General features: G+C 57.0%; 11 protein-coding genes. 8 read left to right on the forward strand and 3 right to left on the reverse strand.

Features of this window, described 5'->3' with window-relative positions:
* Window positions 1-32: 32 nt before the first annotated feature.
* Entirely contained in the window at window positions 33-2,879 is a 2,847-nt protein-coding gene (rapA, locus tag RHM59_RS23190) for an RNA polymerase-associated protein RapA (RefSeq protein WP_322165743.1), read from the reverse strand.
* A gap of 214 nt (window positions 2,880-3,093) precedes the next feature.
* Here rapA and RHM59_RS23195 point away from each other — a divergent pair, with 214 nt between their 5' ends.
* From RHM59_RS23195 to ccoM, 3 genes are all read left to right on the forward strand, one after another.
* Window positions 3,094-3,429 carry an aspartate-semialdehyde dehydrogenase gene (locus RHM59_RS23195; protein ID WP_322165742.1) on the forward strand — a complete coding sequence of 112 codons (336 nt, stop codon included), beginning with the start codon at window positions 3,094-3,096 and terminating at the stop codon, window positions 3,427-3,429.
* 130 nt (window positions 3,430-3,559) lie between these two features.
* Window positions 3,560-3,721 (forward strand): hypothetical protein, encoded by a 162-nt coding sequence (locus tag RHM59_RS23200; protein WP_322165741.1) that lies wholly within the window; start codon window positions 3,560-3,562, stop codon window positions 3,719-3,721.
* Between the two features lie 154 nt (window positions 3,722-3,875).
* Window positions 3,876-3,986: a cytochrome c oxidase subunit CcoM gene (ccoM, locus tag RHM59_RS23205; RefSeq protein ID WP_322165740.1), complete on the forward strand. Its 111-nt coding sequence runs from the start codon at window positions 3,876-3,878 to the stop codon at window positions 3,984-3,986.
* 217 nt (window positions 3,987-4,203) lie between these two features.
* On the opposite strand, the gene RHM59_RS23210 is transcribed toward ccoM, so the two are convergent.
* Together RHM59_RS23210 and RHM59_RS23215 are read right to left on the reverse strand one after the other, a co-directional pair.
* The gene (locus RHM59_RS23210; protein ID WP_299828133.1) at window positions 4,204-4,674 is read right to left on the reverse strand and encodes a MaoC family dehydratase; all 471 of its coding nucleotides are present in this window, start codon (window positions 4,672-4,674) and stop codon (window positions 4,204-4,206) included.
* A gap of 57 nt (window positions 4,675-4,731) precedes the next feature.
* A complete protein-coding gene (locus RHM59_RS23215; RefSeq protein WP_322165739.1) occupies window positions 4,732-5,676 on the reverse strand; it encodes an alpha/beta hydrolase in 945 nt (314 codons plus the stop codon).
* 201 nt (window positions 5,677-5,877) lie between these two features.
* Here RHM59_RS23215 and fadD2 point away from each other — a divergent pair, with 201 nt between their 5' ends.
* From fadD2 to RHM59_RS23240, 5 genes are all read left to right on the forward strand, one after another.
* Window positions 5,878-7,566: a long-chain-fatty-acid--CoA ligase FadD2 gene (gene fadD2 / locus RHM59_RS23220; protein WP_322185177.1), complete on the forward strand. Its 1,689-nt coding sequence runs from the start codon at window positions 5,878-5,880 to the stop codon at window positions 7,564-7,566.
* 336 nt (window positions 7,567-7,902) lie between these two features.
* Window positions 7,903-9,594 (forward strand): long-chain-fatty-acid--CoA ligase FadD1, encoded by a 1,692-nt coding sequence (gene fadD1 / locus RHM59_RS23225; protein WP_322285510.1) that lies wholly within the window; start codon window positions 7,903-7,905, stop codon window positions 9,592-9,594.
* Between the two features lie 317 nt (window positions 9,595-9,911).
* A complete protein-coding gene (hrpA, locus tag RHM59_RS23230) occupies window positions 9,912-13,823 on the forward strand; it encodes an ATP-dependent RNA helicase HrpA (protein WP_322285511.1) in 3,912 nt (1,303 codons plus the stop codon).
* Between the two features lie 159 nt (window positions 13,824-13,982).
* The gene (locus RHM59_RS23235; RefSeq protein WP_322165735.1) at window positions 13,983-15,104 is read left to right on the forward strand and encodes a beta-ketoacyl-ACP synthase III; all 1,122 of its coding nucleotides are present in this window, start codon (window positions 13,983-13,985) and stop codon (window positions 15,102-15,104) included.
* 340 nt (window positions 15,105-15,444) lie between these two features.
* A complete protein-coding gene (locus RHM59_RS23240) occupies window positions 15,445-20,229 on the forward strand; it encodes an NEL-type E3 ubiquitin ligase domain-containing protein (RefSeq protein ID WP_323562548.1) in 4,785 nt (1,594 codons plus the stop codon).
* The last annotated feature ends 90 nt before the right edge of the window (window positions 20,230-20,319 follow it).

Genomic DNA, 20,319 nt, shown 5'->3' on the forward strand with positions numbered 1-20,319 from the left:
AAAGCGGTGTGTCGGGCACACCGCTTCGTCCATTACCCCGCGACCAACACCCGAATCGCTTCCAGTCGCAGAGCGGCTTTGTCGAGCATCGCCAAGCCTTGTTCGCGCTGTTTACGCAGGGCGATCAACTCGCTGTCGCGCACGGTCGGGTTGACCGCTTGCAATGCGGTTAAGCGCGCCAGCTCTTCGTCGGTATCTGCCGCCAGACGACGTTGCGCTTCGGCTACGCGTTCAGCGTGTTTCGGCGCGATTCTGGCTTCGCCGGCGTTGATCTGTGGATTAAGCACATCCCGTTGCGACTGGATGAACTTGTTGGCGCTGGCACGGGGCACGCTTTCCAGTTGTTCGTTCAGGGTCACGAACGAGACGCGGCCCGACAGGTCGTTGCCGTTTGCGTCCAACAGGCAGCGCAGCGCTGCCGGCGGAAGATAACGACCCAACTGCAACGAACGCGGCGCGACCACTTCACTGACGTACAACAGCTCAAGTAACACGGTGCCGGGTTTCAGCGCTTTGTTCTTGATCAAGGCCACGGCGGTGTTGCCCATGGAGCCGGACAGCACCAGGTCCATGCCACCCTGAACCATTGGGTGTTCCCACGTGATGAACTGCATGTCTTCACGGGCGAGCGCTTGGTTGCGGTCGTAGGTGATGGTCACGCCTTCGTCGTCGCCCAACGGGAAGCTGGCATCGAGCATCTTTTCGCTAGGGCGCAGGATCAGTGCGTTTTCCGAATGGTCTTCGCTGTCGATGCCGAACGCATCGAACAGGGTTTCCATGTAGATCGGCAACGCGAATTGGTCGTCTTGCTCAAGAATGTCTTCGACCAGCGCTTCGCCTTCGCCCGCACCGCCGGAGTTCAACTCCAGCAAGCGGTCGCGACCGCTGTGCAGTTCGCTTTCAAGACGAACACGTTCTTCCCGGGCTTCGTCGACCAGTGCTTGCCACTCAGTGTCGTCGCCACTTTCCAGCAGCGGCAGCAGACGCGGACCGAAGCGGTGTTGCAGGGCGTTGCCGGTGGGACAGGTATTAAGGAACGCGTTAAGCGCCTCGTGATACCACTGGAACAGGCGCTGTTGTGGACTGGTTTCCAGATAAGGAACGTGCAGCTCGATGATATGTTTCTGGCCGATTCGGTCCAGACGCCCAATGCGTTGTTCCAGCAAATCCGGGTGTGCCGGCAGATCGAACAGTACCAAGTGGTGAGCGAACTGGAAGTTGCGGCCTTCACTGCCGATTTCTGAGCAGATCAGCACTTGCGCGCCGAACTCTTCATCCGCGAAATAGGCGGCGGCGCGGTCACGCTCCAGAATGTTCATGCCTTCGTGGAACACGGTCGCCGGGATGCCTGAGCGCACGCGCAAGGCGTCTTCCAGGTCCATCGCGGTTTCGGCGTGGGCACAGATCACCAGCACTTTGACGCGCTTGAGCATCTTCAACGTGTCAATCAGCCAATCAACACGGGGGTCGAAGCGCCACCAGCGTTGTTCTTCGGCGAGGTCGGGCTGCGATTGGAAGCTGACTTCCGGGTACAGGTCGGGATGTTCGCCAACCGGCAACTCCAGGTATTCAACCGGGCAGGGCAGGGCATACGGGTGCAGTTTGCGCTCGGGGAAACCTTGTACTGCGGCACGCGTATTACGGAACAACACGCGGCCTGTGCCGTGACGGTCGAGCAGTTCGCGAATCAGTCGTGCGCTGGCATCGGTGTCGCCATCGTTGACGGCAGCCAACAACGCTTCGCCGGCATCACCAAGGAAACCGTGAATGGTCTTGTGCGCTTGGGGTGAAAGGCGGCCCTTATCCAGCAACTCCTGAACAGCTTCAGCCACCGGGCGATAGTTTTCGCTCTCGGCACGGAACGCGTGCAAGTCATGGAAACGGTTTGGGTCCAGCAGGCGCAGACGGGCGAAGTGGCTGTCTTGACCGAGTTGTTCCGGGGTCGCGGTCAACAGCAACACGCCCGGAATGACTTCAGCAAGCTGTTCGACCAACGAGTATTCCGGGCTGGCTTGTTCTTCGTGCCACACCAAATGATGCGCTTCGTCGACCACGAGCAAATCCCAGCCCGCCGCAAACAGCGCGTCCTGGGCTTTTTCGTCTTCGACCAGCCATTCCAGTGCAACCAGCGCCAGCTGGGTGTCTTCAAACGGGTTGCTGGCATCGCTTTCGATAAAACGCTCGGCGTCGAACAGCGCCACTTGCAGGTTGAAACGGCGGCGCATCTCCACCAGCCATTGGTGCTGGAGGTTTTCCGGCACCAGAATCAATACCCGATTGGCCCGGCCCGACAGCAACTGACGGTGGATCACCAAGCCGGCTTCGATGGTTTTACCCAAGCCTACTTCGTCGGCCAGCAGTACCCGAGGGGCGATGCGGTCAGCGACTTCGCGGGCGATGTGCAGTTGGTGCGCGATGGGTTGCGCACGAACGCCGCCCAAGCCCCACAGTGACGACTGTAATTGACGGCTGGTGTGTTCCAGCGTGTGGTAACGCAGGGAGAACCACGGCAGCGGATCGATTTGCCCGGCAAACAGGCGATCAGTGGCCAGGCGGAACTGAATGAAGTTCGACAGCTGGGTTTCCGGCAGCGTAACGGCTTCGTTCTGGGCGTTGAGACCGTGATAGACCAGCAGGCCATCGACATCGTCGACTTCGCGTACGGTCATTTTCCAGTTTTCGAAGTGGGTGATCGTATCGCCTGGCGAAAAGCGTACGCGAGTGAGCGGTGCGTTACGCAGCGCGTACTGGCGAGTATCGCCAGTGGCCGGATAGAGCACGGTTAACAAGCGGCCGTCCTGCGCCAGAACGGTGCCTAAACCCAGCTCAGCTTCGCTGTCACTAATCCAGCGTTGCCCCGGTTGATACTGCTGCGCCATGCTGCCTGACTCCCGCCGTGAAAAAGCCGACTATATTAACGGATCATGCCACTCAAACCAAAGGGCACTGTCAAAACGGCTGTATTCATTGGCTAAGTGCCGTTGAGCAGGCGGTGCCGGGCACTTGCTGGCAAGACCATAGTCGAAACTTTCGTGCCCGGTGGCTCAAGTCGACGAACCGGCAGCCGACAGCCTGCCACAGGAGATCAAATTCATGCTGCCACCCATGCTTCCGCTGAGCGTCGTCCCCGTGACCTCGCAGCTCGACCCGGTCAAGCAACGGCCTGATATTCCGCCTGTGGTGCCGGTGCAGCCGCCCTCCAACGAAAGTACCATTGATCTACGCAATCGCGACCCCGAACAAAGCGCGATGATGCTGCGAGAAGAGCAGCGGCGTCGTCAGGAAAAACGCCGCCACGGCGAGCCTGATGATCCAGAAGACCATTTCGCAGAACCCGGCAATTTGTTGAATGCTGACAACACCGTGCCGGTCGTGCCGTTGATTGATGATGAGCCGAGGCAGGGGTTGTGGGTGGACGTGGAGGTCTGATCCATTCAGCAAAATGGCGCTGTCCAGCCGCCCTCAACATTTTGTCTCGCAACAACGCTGTTCATTGCTAGTCACAGCCGCCGTCTGCACGCATTATTGTCAGCACTCCCGTGTTCACGACGTATAGGCCATGAGCGAAGACGATAAATTGATCGACCTGGGCGCCGAGCGCGCCAAGCGTACCCACGACCTGAACGACAAACGTTTAAATGAAGTCCGTCAGGCTTTCGAACAAGCGTTGCCGATGGGCAAAGGCAAGAAAAAGCCCAAAGGCAAACCAAAAAAGCCTTGATTGCTCCTGTCCCCACCCCCCGTTTTTTGATGCAGATCAGTTATTCGCTGGGCGCCTTAGCCTGTCGTGGTCGCCATTGATCTGCGTCAACTTCACCCCCAGACACCTTGGTTAACCTAGCTCTATCGAACAGAGTTCATCAGGGAGGGCGGTTATGTTTCTCGATAATGTGGTTGTAGCGGGGGTGTGTACCGTCAGCCTGATGGTGCTGTTCTTCGTAGGGTTTGGACTATTTATCTGGAATGATTCAAAAAAGCGTAAATAACGCTGGGGTCGGTCTGGTACACGAGCACGCAAGGCACTTTGGGCGACTTCGGTCGCCTTTTTTTCGTTTGCTGAAAAGTGAAAGTGTTTTGTGGGAGCGAATTCATTCGCAAACGCCGTGACGCTGTTGGCCTGACAAACCGCGTCGTATGCTTCCCGAATAAATTCGGTCCCACGCAGGCTGCACAGCCTGCACAGGTGTCAGTACATAGCGCTAATCAACCAATGGTAATGGCTGGCAGCGTCGGCAATGTGACCGTCTGCTGTTTGCGGGGCGCGAGGATCTCGGCTTCGCCGTCTACCACCAACTCATCACGTTGGTTGAACACGCGAGTCGCAATGCGTACGCGAAATTTTGGCAGTTTTTCCAGGATTTCAAGGCGCACCGTCAGTGTGTCGCCAATCTTCACCGGCTTTTGAAAACTCATTTGCTGGCCAATATAAATAGTGCCGGGGCCAGGCAGTTCGCAAGCTACAGCGGCACTGATCAATGCGCCACTGAACATCCCGTGGGCGATACGCTCTTTGAACATGGTTTGCGCGGCAAACTCAGGGTCGAGGTGCACCGGGTTGTGATCGCCTGACATAGCAGCAAACAGTTGGATGTCGCGCTCCTCGACGGTTTTGCTGTAGCTGGCGGTCTGGCCGACCTCAAGCGCTTCGTACGGGGTGTTGGTAACTTGAGTCATAAACTGATCCTGTGGCGTGTTAGTGGTGATCAACGTATCAACAGCATGGGGCTCGATTTACTCAACGTGCGGTGGTCGAGGGCTGGCCAAAGCTTCATTGAGCCACGCGAGTAGATCACGAGTGACTTCGTCTCGGTTGGTTTCATTGAGCAGTTCGTGGCGCGCCTGAGGGTAAACCTTCAGCTGCAACCCTTGATTGCCCGATTGCCTCATAGCATTGGCAAGGTCTTTGAGACGCTTACCCTCGCTCACCGGATCACATTCGCCGCCGATTATTAGCAACGGCAGGTTCGGGTCGATTTGCGCGAGGTTCGCCGGCTTGCTGATTTGTTGCAGGCCCGCCAGCATGTCGATCCAGAGCTGGTTGGTGCATCGAAAGCCACACAACGGATCGTTCATGTAGAGATCAACTTCAACCGGGTCGCGGCTCAACCAATCAAAGGCCGTGCGCGTGGGCTTGAAATGCTTGTTGAACGCGCCAAACGACAACCATTCAATCAGGGCACTGCGCCCGGTGCCGCCCTGTCGCCAGCGCTCCATTCGAGCAATCAGGCTGGCGCTGCGATAGAGCGCAACCGGCTGAAAATTCGATCCACTGAGAATCGCGCCCTGCAGGCTGGCGCTATGGTGCAGCATATAGGCCTGGACAATGTAACTGCCCATGCTGTGGCCCATCAGGAAGATCGGCACCGACGGGTGTTTTTGCCGAATGTATTGGCTCAGGCTAGCCAAATCGCCGACCACTTTGCTCCAGCCTTGGTCATCGGCGTAGTGCCCAATCGTGCCGTGGGCCGCTGTTTCACCGTGGCCGCGCTGATCCGGCGCGTAGAGCGCGAATCCCTCGGCGCTTAATGCCTCACCGAAACGCGCGTAACGGCCGCTGTGCTCAGCCATGCCGTGGGACAGCATCACCACCGCCTTGGGGGTGATCGTCGGTTGCCAGTGATTGATATAGAGTCGGCTGTGGTCACTGGCGTCAAGCCAGAAAGCAGTGCGGTTCATGGCGATTCCTTGTGCCCCGAGTGACAGGTGTTGATCAGTGTAGGCTTATGGACAAATCGCAGTCCGATCACCTGCAAGATTCACGCGGTTGATGACGCGCCGCCTACTATTTGCCTTGTTGGCTTTAGCTGCTAACGTCCGGCAAGCCCCGCGCTTGAATACGGCGGGCCAGACATACTCAGGTAAGAGGACATAAAAACAATGCATCCTGATTTCTGGAACGATAAACGCCCCGCCGGCGTGCTGCCTGAGATAGACCTCAACGCCTACAGATCGGTCGTCGAGGTTTTCGAGCGGTGCTGCAAAAAGTTTGCAGACCGGCCGGCCTTCAGCAATATGGGGGTCACTCTGACGTACGCCGAGTTGGAGCGCCACTCGGCCGCCTTCACCGCTTACCTGCAACAGCAGACTGATTTGCAGCCTGGGGATCGCATCGCCGTGCAAATGCCCAACCTGCTGCAATACCCCATCGCCGTATTCGGGGCGCTGCGTGCTGGGCTGATTGTGGTTAACACCAATCCGCTCTATACCGCCCGTGAAATGCGCCTTCAGTTCAAAGACTCGGGCGCCCGGGCGCTGGTTTACCTGAATATCTTTGGCAAGTTGGTGCAGGAAGTGCTGCCCGATACCGACATTCAGTACCTGATCGAAGTGAAGATGGGCGATATGCAATCGGCGGCTAAAGGCTGGTTGGTCAATACCGTCGTCGATAAGGTCAAGAAGATGGTCCCGGCGTTTGATCTGCCCCAGGCTATCCCCTTCAAAAGTGTATTGAAGCTAGGGCGTGGTCACCCGTTGCAAGGGGTCAAACTCAGCCTCGACGACATCGCTGTGTTGCAGTACACCGGCGGCACTACCGGTCTGCCAAAAGGCGCAATGCTCAGCCACGGCAATTTGGTCGCCAACATGCAGCAGGTGCATGCCTGCTTCTTGCAGCACGGGCCAGACGGCGCACCGATGTTCAAGGAAGGTCAAGAGGTGATGATTGCGCCGCTGCCGCTTTATCACATCTATGCCTTCACCGCGAACTGCATGTGCATGATGGTCACCGGCAATCACAACGTGCTGATCACCAATCCGCGAGACATCGGCGGTTTTATCAAAGAGCTGAAGAAGTGGCGTTTCTCGGCATTGATCGGGCTCAATACGCTGTTCGTGGCGTTGATGGATCACCCAGACTTCAAAAGCCTGGACTTCTCCAGCCTGAAGCTGACCAACTCTGGGGGAACGGCGCTGGTCAAGGCCACCGCCGAACGCTGGCAGCAATTGACCGGGTGCGGGATCGTCGAAGGTTACGGTCTGACCGAAACCTCCCCGGTTGCTTCCACCAACCCCTATGGTGACCAAGCGCGGTTGGGAACGGTCGGGATTCCCGTACCTGGCACTGCGTTTAAAGTTATCGATGACATCGGTAATGAATTGGACTTGGGCGAGCGCGGCGAACTGTGCATCAAAGGCCCGCAGGTGATGATGGGCTATTGGCACCGTGCCGACGCCACCGCCGAAGTGCTGGACGCCCAAGGTTGGTTAAAAACCGGTGACATCGCCGTCATCGACCCGGACGGGTTTGTGCGCATCGTTGATCGCAAAAAAGACATGATCATTGTTTCGGGCTTCAACGTTTACCCTAACGAAATCGAAGACGTGGTGATGGCCCACCCGAAAGTGGCGAGCTGCGCAGTCATCGGTGTCCCGGATGACCGCACGGGCGAAGCGGTGAAGTTGTTCGTGGTGGCGCGGGAGATGGGCGTCAGTCTTGAAGAGCTAAAAGCCTACTGCAAAGAAAATTTCACCGGTTATAAAGTACCGAAGCAAATAGTGCTGCGTGAATCATTGCCGATGACGCCAGTAGGAAAGATCCTGCGCCGCGAACTGCGGGACATCGCCTGATTCAACCGTCCGCGCCAAAGCATTCGCTTGCGCGCCTGCTGCTGCCACAGGATGAGGATGTTCTTGGGAGCAGCGTGTTGCACGATGATCTATTTTTAAGCTCTGCAATCCTTTGTCTTACCATGGTGTATGGTTGCTCTAAAAATGACCGAACTAACTTATTCGGTCATTTTTATGACCGTGCGGGCCTCTTTTGGCTCTAGGCGGCCTCTGGCAAAGCTGGTACTCTCGGCCCGCTTTTTGACCAATCGGTAAGCGAAAAAAGCCTGTAAACCAAACAAAAAATCACCGCATTAAAGCGGTGTGTAGAATTCGCTCGCTGAGGAGTCGGCTTCCATGATCGAAAATTTTTGGAAGGATAAATACCCGTCTGGCATTGCTGCCGAGATCAATCCTGATGAGTACCCAAATATCCAGGCGGTGTTGAAACAGTCCTGCCAGCGTTTCGCCAACAAACCCGCTTTCAGCAATTTGGGCAAGACGATCACGTACGGTGAGCTGTACGAATTGTCCGGTGCGTTTGCCGCTTATTTGCAGCGGCACACCACGCTACAGCCCGGTGATCGTATCGCGTTGCAACTGCCCAATTTGTTGCAATACCCGATCGCTGTGTTCGGAGCCATCCGCGCCGGCTTGATCGTGGTTAACACCAACCCGCTTTACACCGCGCGGGAGATGGAGCACCAGTTCAACGACTCTGGCGCCAAGGCTTTGGTGTGTCTGGCGAACATGGCTCATTTGGCCGAGACCGTACTGCCCAAGACCAAAATCGAACACGTCATCATCACCGAAGTGGCCGACCTGTTGCCGCCACTCAAACGTCTGCTGATCAATTGCGTGATCAAGTACGTCAAGAAAATGGTCCCGGCGTACCACTTGCCCAAGGCGATCAAGTTCAACGATGTGCTGAGCAAAGGTCGTGGCCTGCCGGTTAAAGACGCCTCACCTTCCAGTAACGATGTTGCGGTGCTGCAATACACCGGCGGCACTACTGGTGTGGCCAAGGGCGCGATGCTGACGCACCGCAACCTTATTGCGAACATGCTGCAATGCAAGGCACTGATGGGCTCGAACCTCAACGAAGGTTGCGAGATTCTGATCACGCCACTTCCGCTGTATCACATCTATGCGTTCACCTTCCATTGCATGGCGATGATGCTGATTGGCAATCACAACATCCTGATCAGCAACCCGCGGGATCTGTCGGCGATGGTCAAGGAGCTGTCGAAGTGGAAGTTCAGCGGCTTTGTCGGCCTGAACACCCTGTTCGTGGCCCTGTGTCAGAACGAAGAGTTTCGCAAACTGGATTTCTCCGCGTTGAAAGTCACGTTGTCCGGGGGCATGGCCCTGCAATCCGCGGCGGCTGAACGTTGGAAGGAAGTGACCGGTTGCGAGATTTGCGAAGGTTACGGCATGACTGAAACCAGCCCGGTGGCGACGGTCAATCCGATTCAAAAAATTCAGATCGGCACCATTGGCATCCCTGTGCCATCGACCCTGTGTAAGGTGATCGACGACGCTGGTAACGAGCTGGCACTGGGCGCCACCGGTGAGCTTTGCGTTAAAGGCCCGCAAGTGATGAAGGGCTACTGGCAGCGCAAAGAAGCCACGGAAGAAATGCTCGACGCTGACGGCTGGTTGAAAACCGGCGACATCGCGATCATCCAACCGGATGGCTACCTACGCATTGTCGATCGCAAAAAAGACATGATTCTGATCTCCGGTTTCAACGTCTACCCCAACGAATTGGAAGACGTACTGGCGGTACTGCCCGGCGTCCTGCAGTGCGCCGCCATCGGTATCCCTGACGAAAAATCGGGTGAGGCGATCAAGATTTTCATTGTCGTCAAACCGGGCATGAACCTGACCAAAGAACAGGTCACGGAGCATATGCGCGCCAACGTCACGGCTTACAAAGTGCCGAGAATGCTGGAGTTTCGTGATGCGTTACCGACCACCAACGTCGGCAAGATCCTGCGACGCGAGTTGCGTGCTGAAGAACTGAAAAAGTTGGGTCTGGCCAAGTAAAATCTAAACGCTATACAACCAAGCCCCGCCAATGCGGGGCTTGGTTGTTTTAGAACGGGCGACGCCACGAATCTGTAGGAGCGAACTTGTTCGCGATGGAGCGCAAAGCGGTCCCAATGGGCTGTGTCGGTTTCGCCTGAAAGAACCCATTCGCTGATTTTACGACTGCTGCGCAGCCGATCGCGGGCAAGCGCGCTCCTGCAAGTAGTCCGGTGTTTGCTGCGCGACAGCGCGGCAACACGGCGGCGTGCTGCATTGCCCCCCTCAAATCTGCGACAATCCCCGCCTTTGCACCCTCAAAAGACTTTGCGTACCCGATGACCGACGAATCGCCCTCCATCGACCAACTGTATAAAAACCTCGACCACGCGATGATTTCTGATCGTCATCGCTTGCGCCGGCAGTTGCACGACCTGCGTAAAAAGCCCGACGAGGCCAAGTTGGCGCAATGGGCGGGGCGTGCGCAAGCGTCTATCGCCCAGGTCACGGCGCGGCGTGAAAGCCTTCCGGTGATTCGGTATGACGACAGCCTACCGATTGCCGCCAAGCGCGATGAAATCAAGGCGGCGCTGCTCAAGCATCAGGTGTTGATCATTGCTGGCGAAACCGGTTCGGGTAAGACCACCCAGTTGCCGAAGATTTGCCTGGAAATCGGTCGCGGCCAGCATGGCTTGATTGGGCATACACAGCCGCGTCGGATTGCCGCCCGCAGCGTCGCCAGCCGGGTGGCCGAAGAACTCGGTACGCCCTTGGGCGCGTTGGTGGGTTATCAGGTCCGTTTCGAAGACCAAAGCGACAGCAACACCCTGATCAAGTTGATGACCGACGGCATCCTGCTGGCCGAAACCCAGCACGATCGCTACTTGGAACGTTACGACACGATCATCGTCGACGAAGCCCACGAACGTAGCCTGAACATCGATTTTTTGCTGGGCTACTTGAAAACCCTATTGCCGCGCCGCCCGGACCTGAAGCTGATCATTACCTCGGCGACCATCGACTTGCAGCGCTTCTCCGAGCATTTCGACAATGCACCGATTGTCGAAGTCTCTGGCCGTACGTTCCCAGTGGACACCTGGTATCGCCCCCTGACCTCGCAACAGGATGAGGAGGGCAACGCGATTGAAGACGACTTGACTGTCGATCAGGCGATTCTGGCGACTCTGGAGGAGCTGGCAGACTTCGAACGCAGCGAGCGCAAAAGTCCCGGCGACGTACTGGTATTTTTGCCCGGAGAGCGAGAAATCCGCGACGCGGCAGAAATGCTGCGCAAGGCGCAACTGCGCCACACCGAGATTTTGCCGTTGTACGCGCGCCTGTCGCCGGCCGAGCAACAGCGGATATTTCAGTCCCATCCGGGGCGTCGTGTGGTGTTGGCGACCAACGTGGCCGAAACTTCGCTGACCGTGCCAGGCATTCGTTACGTGATTGACAGCGGTACAGCGCGGATCAGTCGCTACAGCTATCGCTCCAAAGTTCAGCGCTTGCCGATCGAGGCCGTTTCCCAGGCCAGCGCCAACCAGCGCAAAGGCCGTTGCGGCCGGGTCGAGCCGGGTTTGTGCGTACGCTTGTACAGCGAAGAAGATTTCAACGGTCGGCCGCAATTCACCGATCCGGAAATCTTGCGGACCAACCTCGCCGCCGTGATCCTGCAAATGCTGCATTTGCGTCTGGGTGAGATCACCGACTTCCCGTTTATCGAGCCCCCTGACGGCAAAGCCATTACCGATGGCTTTAACCTGTTGCAAGAGCTGTCGGCGGTCAACCGGGATAACCAGCTGACGCCGCTGGGTCGCCAATTGGCGCGGCTGCCGGTTGACCCGCGCATGGGCCGCATGTTGCTCGAAGCCGCTCACCAAGGCAGCTTGCAAGAGATATTGATCGTCGCCAGCGCCATGTCCGTGCAGGACGTCCGCGAGCGTCCGCCCGAGCGGCAACAAGCTGCCGATCAGGCCCATGCGCAATGGAAGGACATCGATTCCGACTTTGCCGGGCTGGTCAACTTATGGCGTGGTTTTGAAGAACAACGTCTGGCCTTGACCGCCAGCCCGCTGCGCAACTGGTGTCGGAAAAATTTCCTGAACTACCTGCGCTTGCGCGAGTGGCGCGATTCCCATCGGCAACTGAGCCTGATCTGCCGGGACTTGCAGCTCACCATCAACAAAGAACCCGCCGATTACGCCAAGCTGCACAAGGCCGTGCTCTCAGGGTTGCTCAGCCAGATCGGGCAGAAAGCCGAAGAGGGTGATTACCTCGGCGCCCGTCAGCGGCGTTTTTGGATTCACCCGTCGTCCGGGTTGGGCAAGAAACGTCCGCAATGGCTGATGGCTGCCGAGCTGGTGGAAACCACCAAGCTGTACGCGCGCATGGTGGCCAAGATCGACGCCGACTGGATCGAGCCGTTGGCCGGGCATTTGATCAAGAAAAACCACTTCGAACCGCATTGGGAAAAGAAGCGCGGGCAGGTGGTCGCGTTCGAGCAAATCACTTTGTTCGGACTGATCGTGGTCGCTCGGCGGCCGGTGCATTACGGCCCTATCGACCCGGCGGTTTCACGGGAATTGTTTATTCGCGAAGGCCTGGTACGGGGTGAGATTCTGTCCCGCGCCAAGTGCCTGACCGCCAATACCAAACTGTTGGAAACCCTCGACGAGCTGGAAGCCAAGGCCCGTCGCCGTGACATTCTGGCCGACGAAGACACGCTGTTTAGCTTCTATGAAGCGCGAGTTCCGGCAGAGATTCATCAAACCGCGACCTTCGACAGTTGGTACAAGGTCGAAAGCCAGAAAAACCCGCAGCTGTTGATCATGCGCGAGGAAGATGTGCTGGCCCGCGAAGCCAGCGAAATCACCGCTGCGTATTACCCGGACACGCTGAGTTTGGGTGAATTGACTCTGGCGTTGAGTTACCACTTCGAGCCCAACCATCCCCGAGACGGCGTAACGTTGCGCGTGCCTGCACCATTACTGCCAATGCTGCCCGCCGAGCGACTGGCGTGGTTGGTGCCGGGGCTGCTGGAAACCAAGTGCATTGCCCTGGTGCGTAACCTGCCCAAAGCCACCCGCAAAAACTTCGTGCCGGTGCCGGACTTTATCAAGGCTGCGCTGGAGCGCATTACCTTCGGCGAAGGTTCGCTGCCTCAGGCGCTAGGTCGCGAATTGCTGCGCATGACCGGCGCACGGGTGGCGGACGAAGCGTGGGTCGAAGCGGCTCAGCAGCTCGAAAATCATTTGAAAATGAATTTGGAAATCCTTGACGGCAACGGTAAATTCCTCGGTGAAGGGCGTGAGCTAGATGCCCTGACGGCACGCTTCGCCGAGGCCAGCCAAGCGGCGTTGGCGGTGCCGCAAACCGCAAAAAGCCAGTTGCCGGTGGAAGCCAAAGTCTTCGCCCCAGTGGCGCAAAAAACTCAACAGAGCATCGCCGGGCTGTCGATGACGGTCTATCCGGCGTTGGTGGAGGAATCGGGCACGGTCAAAGAAGGCCGGTTTTCAACCCCCGCCGAAGCCGAATTCCAACACCGACGCGCCCTGCAGCGCTTGTTGCTACAACAGCTCGCCGAGCCCGCCAAGTTCTTGCGCGGCAAGTTGCCGGGGCAAACCGAGTTGGCGTTGCTGCATCGCGAGCTGGGCCGGGTCGATGGCTTGATCGAAGACATCCTGCTCGCCAGCCTCGACAACTGCATTCTCGACGGCGAAGCCAGCCTGCCGCGCGATGGCGCCGGGCTGGCGGGCTTGGCTGAGCGTAAGCGTGGCGGCTGGACTGAGCACGCCGAGCGTTTGGCGAAGCTGACGCTGGAAATTCTGACGCTGTGGCACGGTTTGCAGAAGCGCTTCAAGGGCAAGATTGACCTGGCCCAAGCCGTGGCGCTGAACGACATCAAATCCCAACTGAGTCATCTGGTGTACCCGGGCTTCGTCCGCGAAACCCCGATGCCATGGCTCAAGGAATTGCCGCGTTATTTGAAATCCGTCGAACTGCGTCTGGAAAAACTCTCGGCTCAAGCGCAGAAAGACCGCGTCTGGAGTGGCGAGCTCGCAGGGCTGTGGGATCAGTATCAAACCCGCGCCAAGAAACATGCGCAGGAAGGTAAACGCGACGATGAACTGGTGATCTATCGCTGGTGGATGGAGGAATATCGGGTGTCACTGTTTGCGCAGCAGTTGGGTACCAAAGTGCCGATTTCCGATAAGCGACTGAGCAAACAGTGGGGTCAGGTCGACGGTTGATGGGGGCTGACGGCTTTAGGCCATTAACGCGCCGTAATAGCGCCAAAAGCGGCCCGTTATGGCACACTTCGCGCCTAATTTTATGCATTGGTACGTTGGTACCAATGCTCATGCCCCGCAGGTCGTTGTTCGCGACGATCAAATAAGAGAGGAACGACCGTGTATAACGTCGTCATCAGTGGCACTGGCCTGTTTACCCCAGCCAACAGCATTTCCAACGATGAGCTGGTGCAGTCCTTTAATGCCTATGTCGCACTGTTTAATGCCGAGAACGCGGCCGCCATCGAAAGCGGCGACGTGCAGGCCCTGACTGAATCCAATGCGGCGTTCATTGAAAAAGCGTCCGGCATCAAAAGCCGTTTCGTCATGGACAAAGAAGGCATCCTTGATCCGCACCGCATGGCGCCGCGATTGCCAGAGCGCTCCAATGATGAGTGGTCGATCCTCTGTCAGATGGGCGTCGCCGCCGCCGAGCAAGCGTTGCTTCGCGCCGGCAAGACCGCAGCTGATATCGACGGCGTGATCGTTGCCTGCTCTAACCTGCAACGTGCTTACCCGGCGATCTCCATCGAAATCCAGGAAGCGCTGGGCGTCCAGGGTTTTGGTTTTGACATGAACGTGGCCTGCTCGTCCGCCACGTTTGGTATCCAGCAAGCCTGCAACACCGTGCAATTGGGCCAGGCCCGCGCGGTATTGGTCATCAGCCCGGAAATCTGCACGGGTCATTTGAATTTTCGCGACCGTGACAGCCACTTCATTTTTGGCGATGGCGCGACGGCCGTGGTGGTTGAACGAGCCGATTTGGCGACATCGGGCCATCAGTTCGATATTGTCAGCACCAAACTGCTGACCAAGTTTTCCAACACCATCCGTAATAACTTTGGCTTCCTCAACCGCGCAGCGGAAGAGGGCATCGGTGCTCCAGACAAACTGTTCGTCCAGGAAGGCCGCAAGGTATTCCGCGACGTGTGCCCCATGGTCGCCGAGCTGATCGCCACCCACCTTCAGGAAAACAACCTCAACATCGCTGATATCAAGCGGTTTTGGCTGCACCAGGCCAACCTCAGCATGAATCACCTGATCGTGAAGAGGCTGCTGGGCCGCGAAGCCACGGTGGAAGAAGCGCCGGTGATTCTCGACACCTACGCCAACACCAGTTCGGCGGGTTCGGTCATCGCGTTTCACACGTACCAAGACGATTTGCCGACGGGCGCACTGGCGGTACTCAGTTCTTTCGGCGCCGGGTACTCCATAGGCAGTGTGATTCTGCGTAAACGCTGATCAACGTTTGCTGACTGGCATCCGGGCATAAAAGTCCGGGTGCTATTTTTTTATGTCTGAGTCGCCGGTTCGAAAACATAGCCTGAACAACTTTCCGAGTTGTAATAAGGCCTTTTCGATGACCGACCAATCAAGCAGTTCTTCAGCGTCCCCCTCAACGTCCCCTGACGATGATGTTTTTACAGTGTGGAAGGACGATCAAGCCAACCATGCATTCATAAAGAGTCATCTGCCAGTCTGGTACAGCGCTGCGTCCAAGGAACTTAGGGCGGCGCTGCGCAAAAGTCAGTTGTTTAGTCTGTTTTCTCGACGCGAACTTAAACCGCTGCATCGAAAGTTAATGTCTGTAACCGCGTTTGCCGAGCCTTTGCTGGAAAAGGCGTTGATTAAAACCTTCGATCTTCGTCTCGACCTGCACAAAAACGATTTGGTGACCGTACACAGTCAAACGTTCTTGGGCATGGACCAACGTCGCCCGTTCAGGCAAAGCCTGCTTCATGCCGCCCTGCAAAACTTTGAAGCGTTCGAAGCGCAAGAGGGCGGATTTGAACGCGGCGCTGCGTTATTACCGGATGACGGCCTGCAACTGCAACTGGTCGCCGGAACAGGCGTCAATGGCCGCTATCCGCGGTTTCGTTATCGCTATTCCGGGATTATCGGTATCAAGCCTGCGCAATTCGCCGCGATGTGCCGCAGTCTTGATTTAGGCGCCCTTTATCAAAACCATCTAAACAGCATTTTCAAGCCGACCGCTTTGCCAGGTCAGTCAGCTGAGGAATTGGCGTCTGAGGTTGCAGGTAAGTTTCAGCGCGGCGAGCAAGACAGCGTGCAAGTGCTGGCTCACATCGCACTCATGAAAAACCAAATTTCCCAGTCTGCCTACGAAATGTTGCTGGCGTTAACCTCGCCGGGAAGCACCCCCTTGTGGGGCGCTGAAGCAGTTCGCCATTGTTGGTTGCGACTACTGGACTCGGTCGGCGAGCACGGGGACATGTTATTTGGCGCGATGTTGATCGAGCCTGACAGAGAGGACGATGGCGCCTTGCCGTGCGTGGTGTACATGCCGGGGGAGCCTGAGCACCCGCTCAAAGAATATGAATCGTTCAAGGCCTTTGCCGACACGCTACGCCGCAAGCTCTCGGTCCAGGCCTACCAACAGTATTTTCGGCGCTTTATTGGTTTGCGCGAACATCAGCGGTTTTTTGAAAGGCTTAACGAGCGGCTTACCCCATTGCGTGCGTTGGACGGCAATCCCCTCAGTCGCGGCCTGCACGGGCGGGTATTGGATCCGCAGGCTGAGCTTTCGCTGGAGAAGTTTGCGTACACCCCGGCGCCGTTCCAGATGTTGTATGAGCACCTGTTGCTTAAAACCTATGGCGACTCACAGGTGCTGGCGGTTTCCACGGATGAGGAGGATCAAAAAAGCCGTATGCGACGGCTGCACGCCTATGAATCGTCTGGTCTGGATTTGCTCAATATCGCGTCGTTTTTTATTCCGGTCTTGGGCGCCGCGATGGCCGTGGTGGCGGTAGAACAGGTGTTGTCCGATATTTTCGTTGGGGTTATCGAGTGGCGAGACGGCGAAATCGACGAAGCCCTGACGCATCTATTCGAGGCCGCTGAAAATATTGCGCTAGCAGGTGCGATGGGGGTTGCTGCGGCGAGCGCTTCCTCCGTTGCCAGCGGCTCTTCTGCGTTTATCGAAAACCTGGTGTCAATCAAGCTGAAAAACGGCCAGAGCCGACTCTGGAAGCCGGACCTGGCCCCGTTCCAGCAAAACCTGGCGTTACCTAACTGGGTCATGGCGAGTGCCGAGGGACGGGTTGAGGTCGATGGCAAAACCTATTTGCCGATAGCGGGCAAGCTTTACCAAGTCAATTTCGATAGCGCTTTAAAAAAATGGCGCCTGCTTCACCCTGCCGATGCCGGCGCCTATTCGCCCATCCTTAGTCATAACGATGCTGGAGCGTGGCGCCATGAGGGCGAGAACCCCATGGCCTGGGATCTGCACACGTTATTCAAGCGTTTGCATCCGGGGTTTGATGCCATCCCCGAACGAACCATCGACCGCATCATCGCCGTCACCCGCGCAGACGAAACACTGCTGCGCCGGGTCCATGTGGAAAACGTCAAACCGCCGGCCTTGTTGATTGACTCGATTCTCAGGTTTCAGATTGAGGATGGACTTGAGCAGTTTATGACCGCGATGCACAGCGGTAACCTGCAGGACATCAGGAGGCCGCACATTGACCTGTATCTTGAACTGCTGACGGTTTTGCCCGGTTGGCCGCAACGCCGACTGGTACGTTTGCTCGATGCGAAGGGCACTGTGTTCAAGGTATTTGGCAAGGCTGAGGCGACGTTGCCTGCAGTCGATCTGAAGTATTTGCCAGGGCAAATGGATGATGTCATCACGTCAGTTCTGGACGCACTCACGCCAGCTGAAAAAGACACCTTGTTGGGCGACTACAACCCCAGGCGGCAAAGCCAGAGCGATCGTCTGGCTTGGCAGATAGCCGAGGTCGCAAGCGAGCGAAGAGGCTTTTTGCGTGCATTGATTAATCCGGTCGATACCGTGTCGGATGGCGCTCCAGTCACACTCATCAAGCGCTATTTTCCGGCAATTCCCACCGTAGTGGCTCGAGAGATCGTCGAGTCAGCCAGCGTCCAAGAAGTCACGCAGATGAGCGTCTCGTCGCGTTTGCCGCTGCGCATTGCCGAACAGGCGCGGGAGCATCAGCAGCAATTGCGCTTGAATCGTGTCAATGAGGGCTTCTTCTTCAAGGGTTCCGATCACCCGGACATCGCCACCGCCGGTTTTCGATTACTCCCACGCTTGCCCGGTTGGCCTGAGCACCTGGCGCTTGATATTCGCGAGGGTAATTTTTCCGGCGAGCTGCTCGACAGCGTGGGGAATCGCCAGACCGCGACCTTACGGTGGGTGCTAGTGAAATCCGGCGAGCGTTACCAAGCGTTCGACAGCATGGGCAACATGATCGATGCTGGCAATCATTCGTTCTTCGAGGCGTTGTTGCAGGCCTTGCCGGCCGATACGCGCGTGGCAATAGGCTTGTCGCGCAAGGCGTCTGAGCAAGAGCTGCGTGAGGCGCTGGGCGCTATCGCAGTCGTCCAGCGTGATGAGGTCGCGACGGCGCTCGGCATGCAAGCGATCAAGCCCGGATTCAAAGCACCGCAACGCCTGGCAGACGGCCGTATCGGCTATCCCCTGAGCGGAAGGATTAGGCGGTTATTTGCCAGATTCGGACTCGGCGCCAGTAGTCACTCTGCTGAGTTGGCGGTGAAAACCCTGTTTCCTGGAATGGATGAGGCTGAAGTCAGGACGTTCATTGACGATTTACGCGCAGAGTTCACGGGACGCTCCAGCGAAGTGAGGGTCTACGTTCGGGGGCGGATCCGTGCGCTTGAACTCGAATGTCAACAGTTGGAATCAACCCTTGAACGATGGCTCGAGATGCGCAGCGAGGCTCGAATCAGGGGTGACGTTATTCAATTTGTGATGGCTGAGGATAAGCGTGCAGCTGCAGCTCGCATTAGAAATTGCTGGCGAAGACTGACCGATATGCATTATTCCGAGCATGGGCGATTTCTCGGTTACACGTTGGATCTAAGTCATCTGACGGTGGGTGAACTCCCTGCGTTGACGGCTCGCTTTGACCATGTAACTTCACTGTTGCTTAATGACATTGGCCTCACTACCGAAGAGGTTAATAGCTTCCTCGGTCAATTCAGTAACCTGCGTGAGGTATACCTGAAGGGCAATGAACTCACCTCGGTTCCAGAGGCGCTAACGGCACATCTCGAACTTGCACAATTGTCATTGCGCGGTAACCCGTTGTATCTGGATCAAGCATCAGTCGTTCGTTTACAACGTTTTTCGCACTTAAGAGCGCTCAACTTAAATTACTGCCCGATTGGGCCACGCTTGGACCTTAGCGGCATGCGCCGGTTGGTCAGGCTTAATATCCGGGCGACCGGCATCGTGGCGTTGCCTGCTGGTCTCGTCGATTGCGTCCACTTGGTCAGTCTGGATGCGCGTAACAACCAGATTGTCGATATTCCTGAGGCCACATTTATTGACGCGCGAGCGATCTTCAGGCGCATTCAATTGCATGACAATCCGCTCAGCGAACAGACCCGCCAAAGGGCTCAGCGGATATTCAGCGATGAAGCGAGACAGACAATGGGACTTACCCATTATCGAGCCCATGGGCAGGTGTCGCTGTCGCCGTTCTCGTCTTGGTTGCCAGGTTTACCGGCTGAGAACCGAAGCGCTAGATTTGCGGTTTGGAACGATCTTTTGGCGGAGCAGGGAAGCGCTGATTTTTTTCGCGTATTAGGTGACCTGACAACGTCCGCCGATTACCGCGATAGCCCGCAGGGGCTCGCTCAACGTGTCTGGACCGTAATAGACGCTGCCACCGCTCATAGCGCCTTGCGCGATGAGTTATTCATCTTGGCGGCCCATCCGCAGACGTGCAGCGATGGGGTCATGCTGGTGTTCAATAACGTGGAAGTTCGCGTGCTGGTGTTTAAGGCCACGGCGTTGGCCCGTGTGGGGGCACAAGAAAACGAGCTGTTTGAGCTGGCCCGAGGGCTGGAGCGGCTTGATGAGATCGAAAAAATTGCCCGCGACGATATCGCTTTCAGGTCCATAGGCGACCCGTTGCTTGACCATGCCGAGATTCGGTTGGCTTATCGCATTGGGCTCGCGCAACGGCTGAAACTGCCGCTACAACCTTCCGGCATGTTATTCAGCCGTTTAGCGGGAGTGACCGAAGAGGCGATCAATACCGCTGAGCAACACGTCTTGCACCGGGAAAAGACACCAGCCTTCTTTGAAGCGATGATCGCCCGAGATTTTTGGATGGAATATCTAGAGAAGCACTACGCAACGCGCTTTGAACCGGTTCAGGCACCGTTCCACGAACGCTTGAATGACCTTGATGACCGCGCCTATGCGACCTTGCGCACGGATGAGTACATGGCGCAGATAGAGCTGATTCAAAAGGAGCGAGCCGACGCGACTAACCAACTGGGTTTGCAATTGACCCGCCAGATTGCGTCGAGTATTGCGGTTGGAAAGGTCTCATCCGTGCGCAGATAACCCACCACGCGGCAGTCCCGAACAGCGGCTGCACCGGGTTTTTATTTCGGCTTATTCAGCGAATGCGCGATACTCGCCAGGCGTACAGGC

The organism is Pseudomonas sp. MH10, from assembly GCF_034353045.1.
In the GTDB taxonomy this organism is placed as follows: Bacteria; Pseudomonadota; Gammaproteobacteria; order Pseudomonadales; family Pseudomonadaceae; genus Aquipseudomonas.

What these genes read in the sequence shown, in the direction of transcription:
- RHM59_RS23195 (WP_322165742.1), top strand. Translation starts at nt 3,094, where the DNA reads ATGCTGCCACCCATGCTTCCGCTGAGCGTCGTCCCCGTGACCTCGCAG.
- RHM59_RS23200 (WP_322165741.1), top strand. Translation starts at nt 3,560, where the DNA reads ATGAGCGAAGACGATAAATTGATCGACCTGGGCGCCGAGCGCGCCAAG.
- RHM59_RS23215 (WP_322165739.1), bottom strand. Translation starts at nt 5,676, where the DNA reads ATGAACCGCACTGCTTTCTGGCTTGACGCCAGTGACCACAGCCGACTC.
- RHM59_RS23240 (WP_323562548.1), top strand. Translation starts at nt 15,445, where the DNA reads ATGTCTGTAACCGCGTTTGCCGAGCCTTTGCTGGAAAAGGCGTTGATT.
- rapA (WP_322165743.1), bottom strand. Translation starts at nt 2,879, where the DNA reads ATGGCGCAGCAGTATCAACCGGGGCAACGCTGGATTAGTGACAGCGAA.
- fadD2 (WP_322185177.1), top strand. Translation starts at nt 5,878, where the DNA reads ATGCATCCTGATTTCTGGAACGATAAACGCCCCGCCGGCGTGCTGCCT.
- hrpA (WP_322285511.1), top strand. Translation starts at nt 9,912, where the DNA reads ATGACCGACGAATCGCCCTCCATCGACCAACTGTATAAAAACCTCGAC.
- fadD1 (WP_322285510.1), top strand. Translation starts at nt 7,903, where the DNA reads ATGATCGAAAATTTTTGGAAGGATAAATACCCGTCTGGCATTGCTGCC.
- RHM59_RS23210 (WP_299828133.1), bottom strand. Translation starts at nt 4,674, where the DNA reads ATGACTCAAGTTACCAACACCCCGTACGAAGCGCTTGAGGTCGGCCAG.
- ccoM (WP_322165740.1), top strand. Translation starts at nt 3,876, where the DNA reads ATGTTTCTCGATAATGTGGTTGTAGCGGGGGTGTGTACCGTCAGCCTG.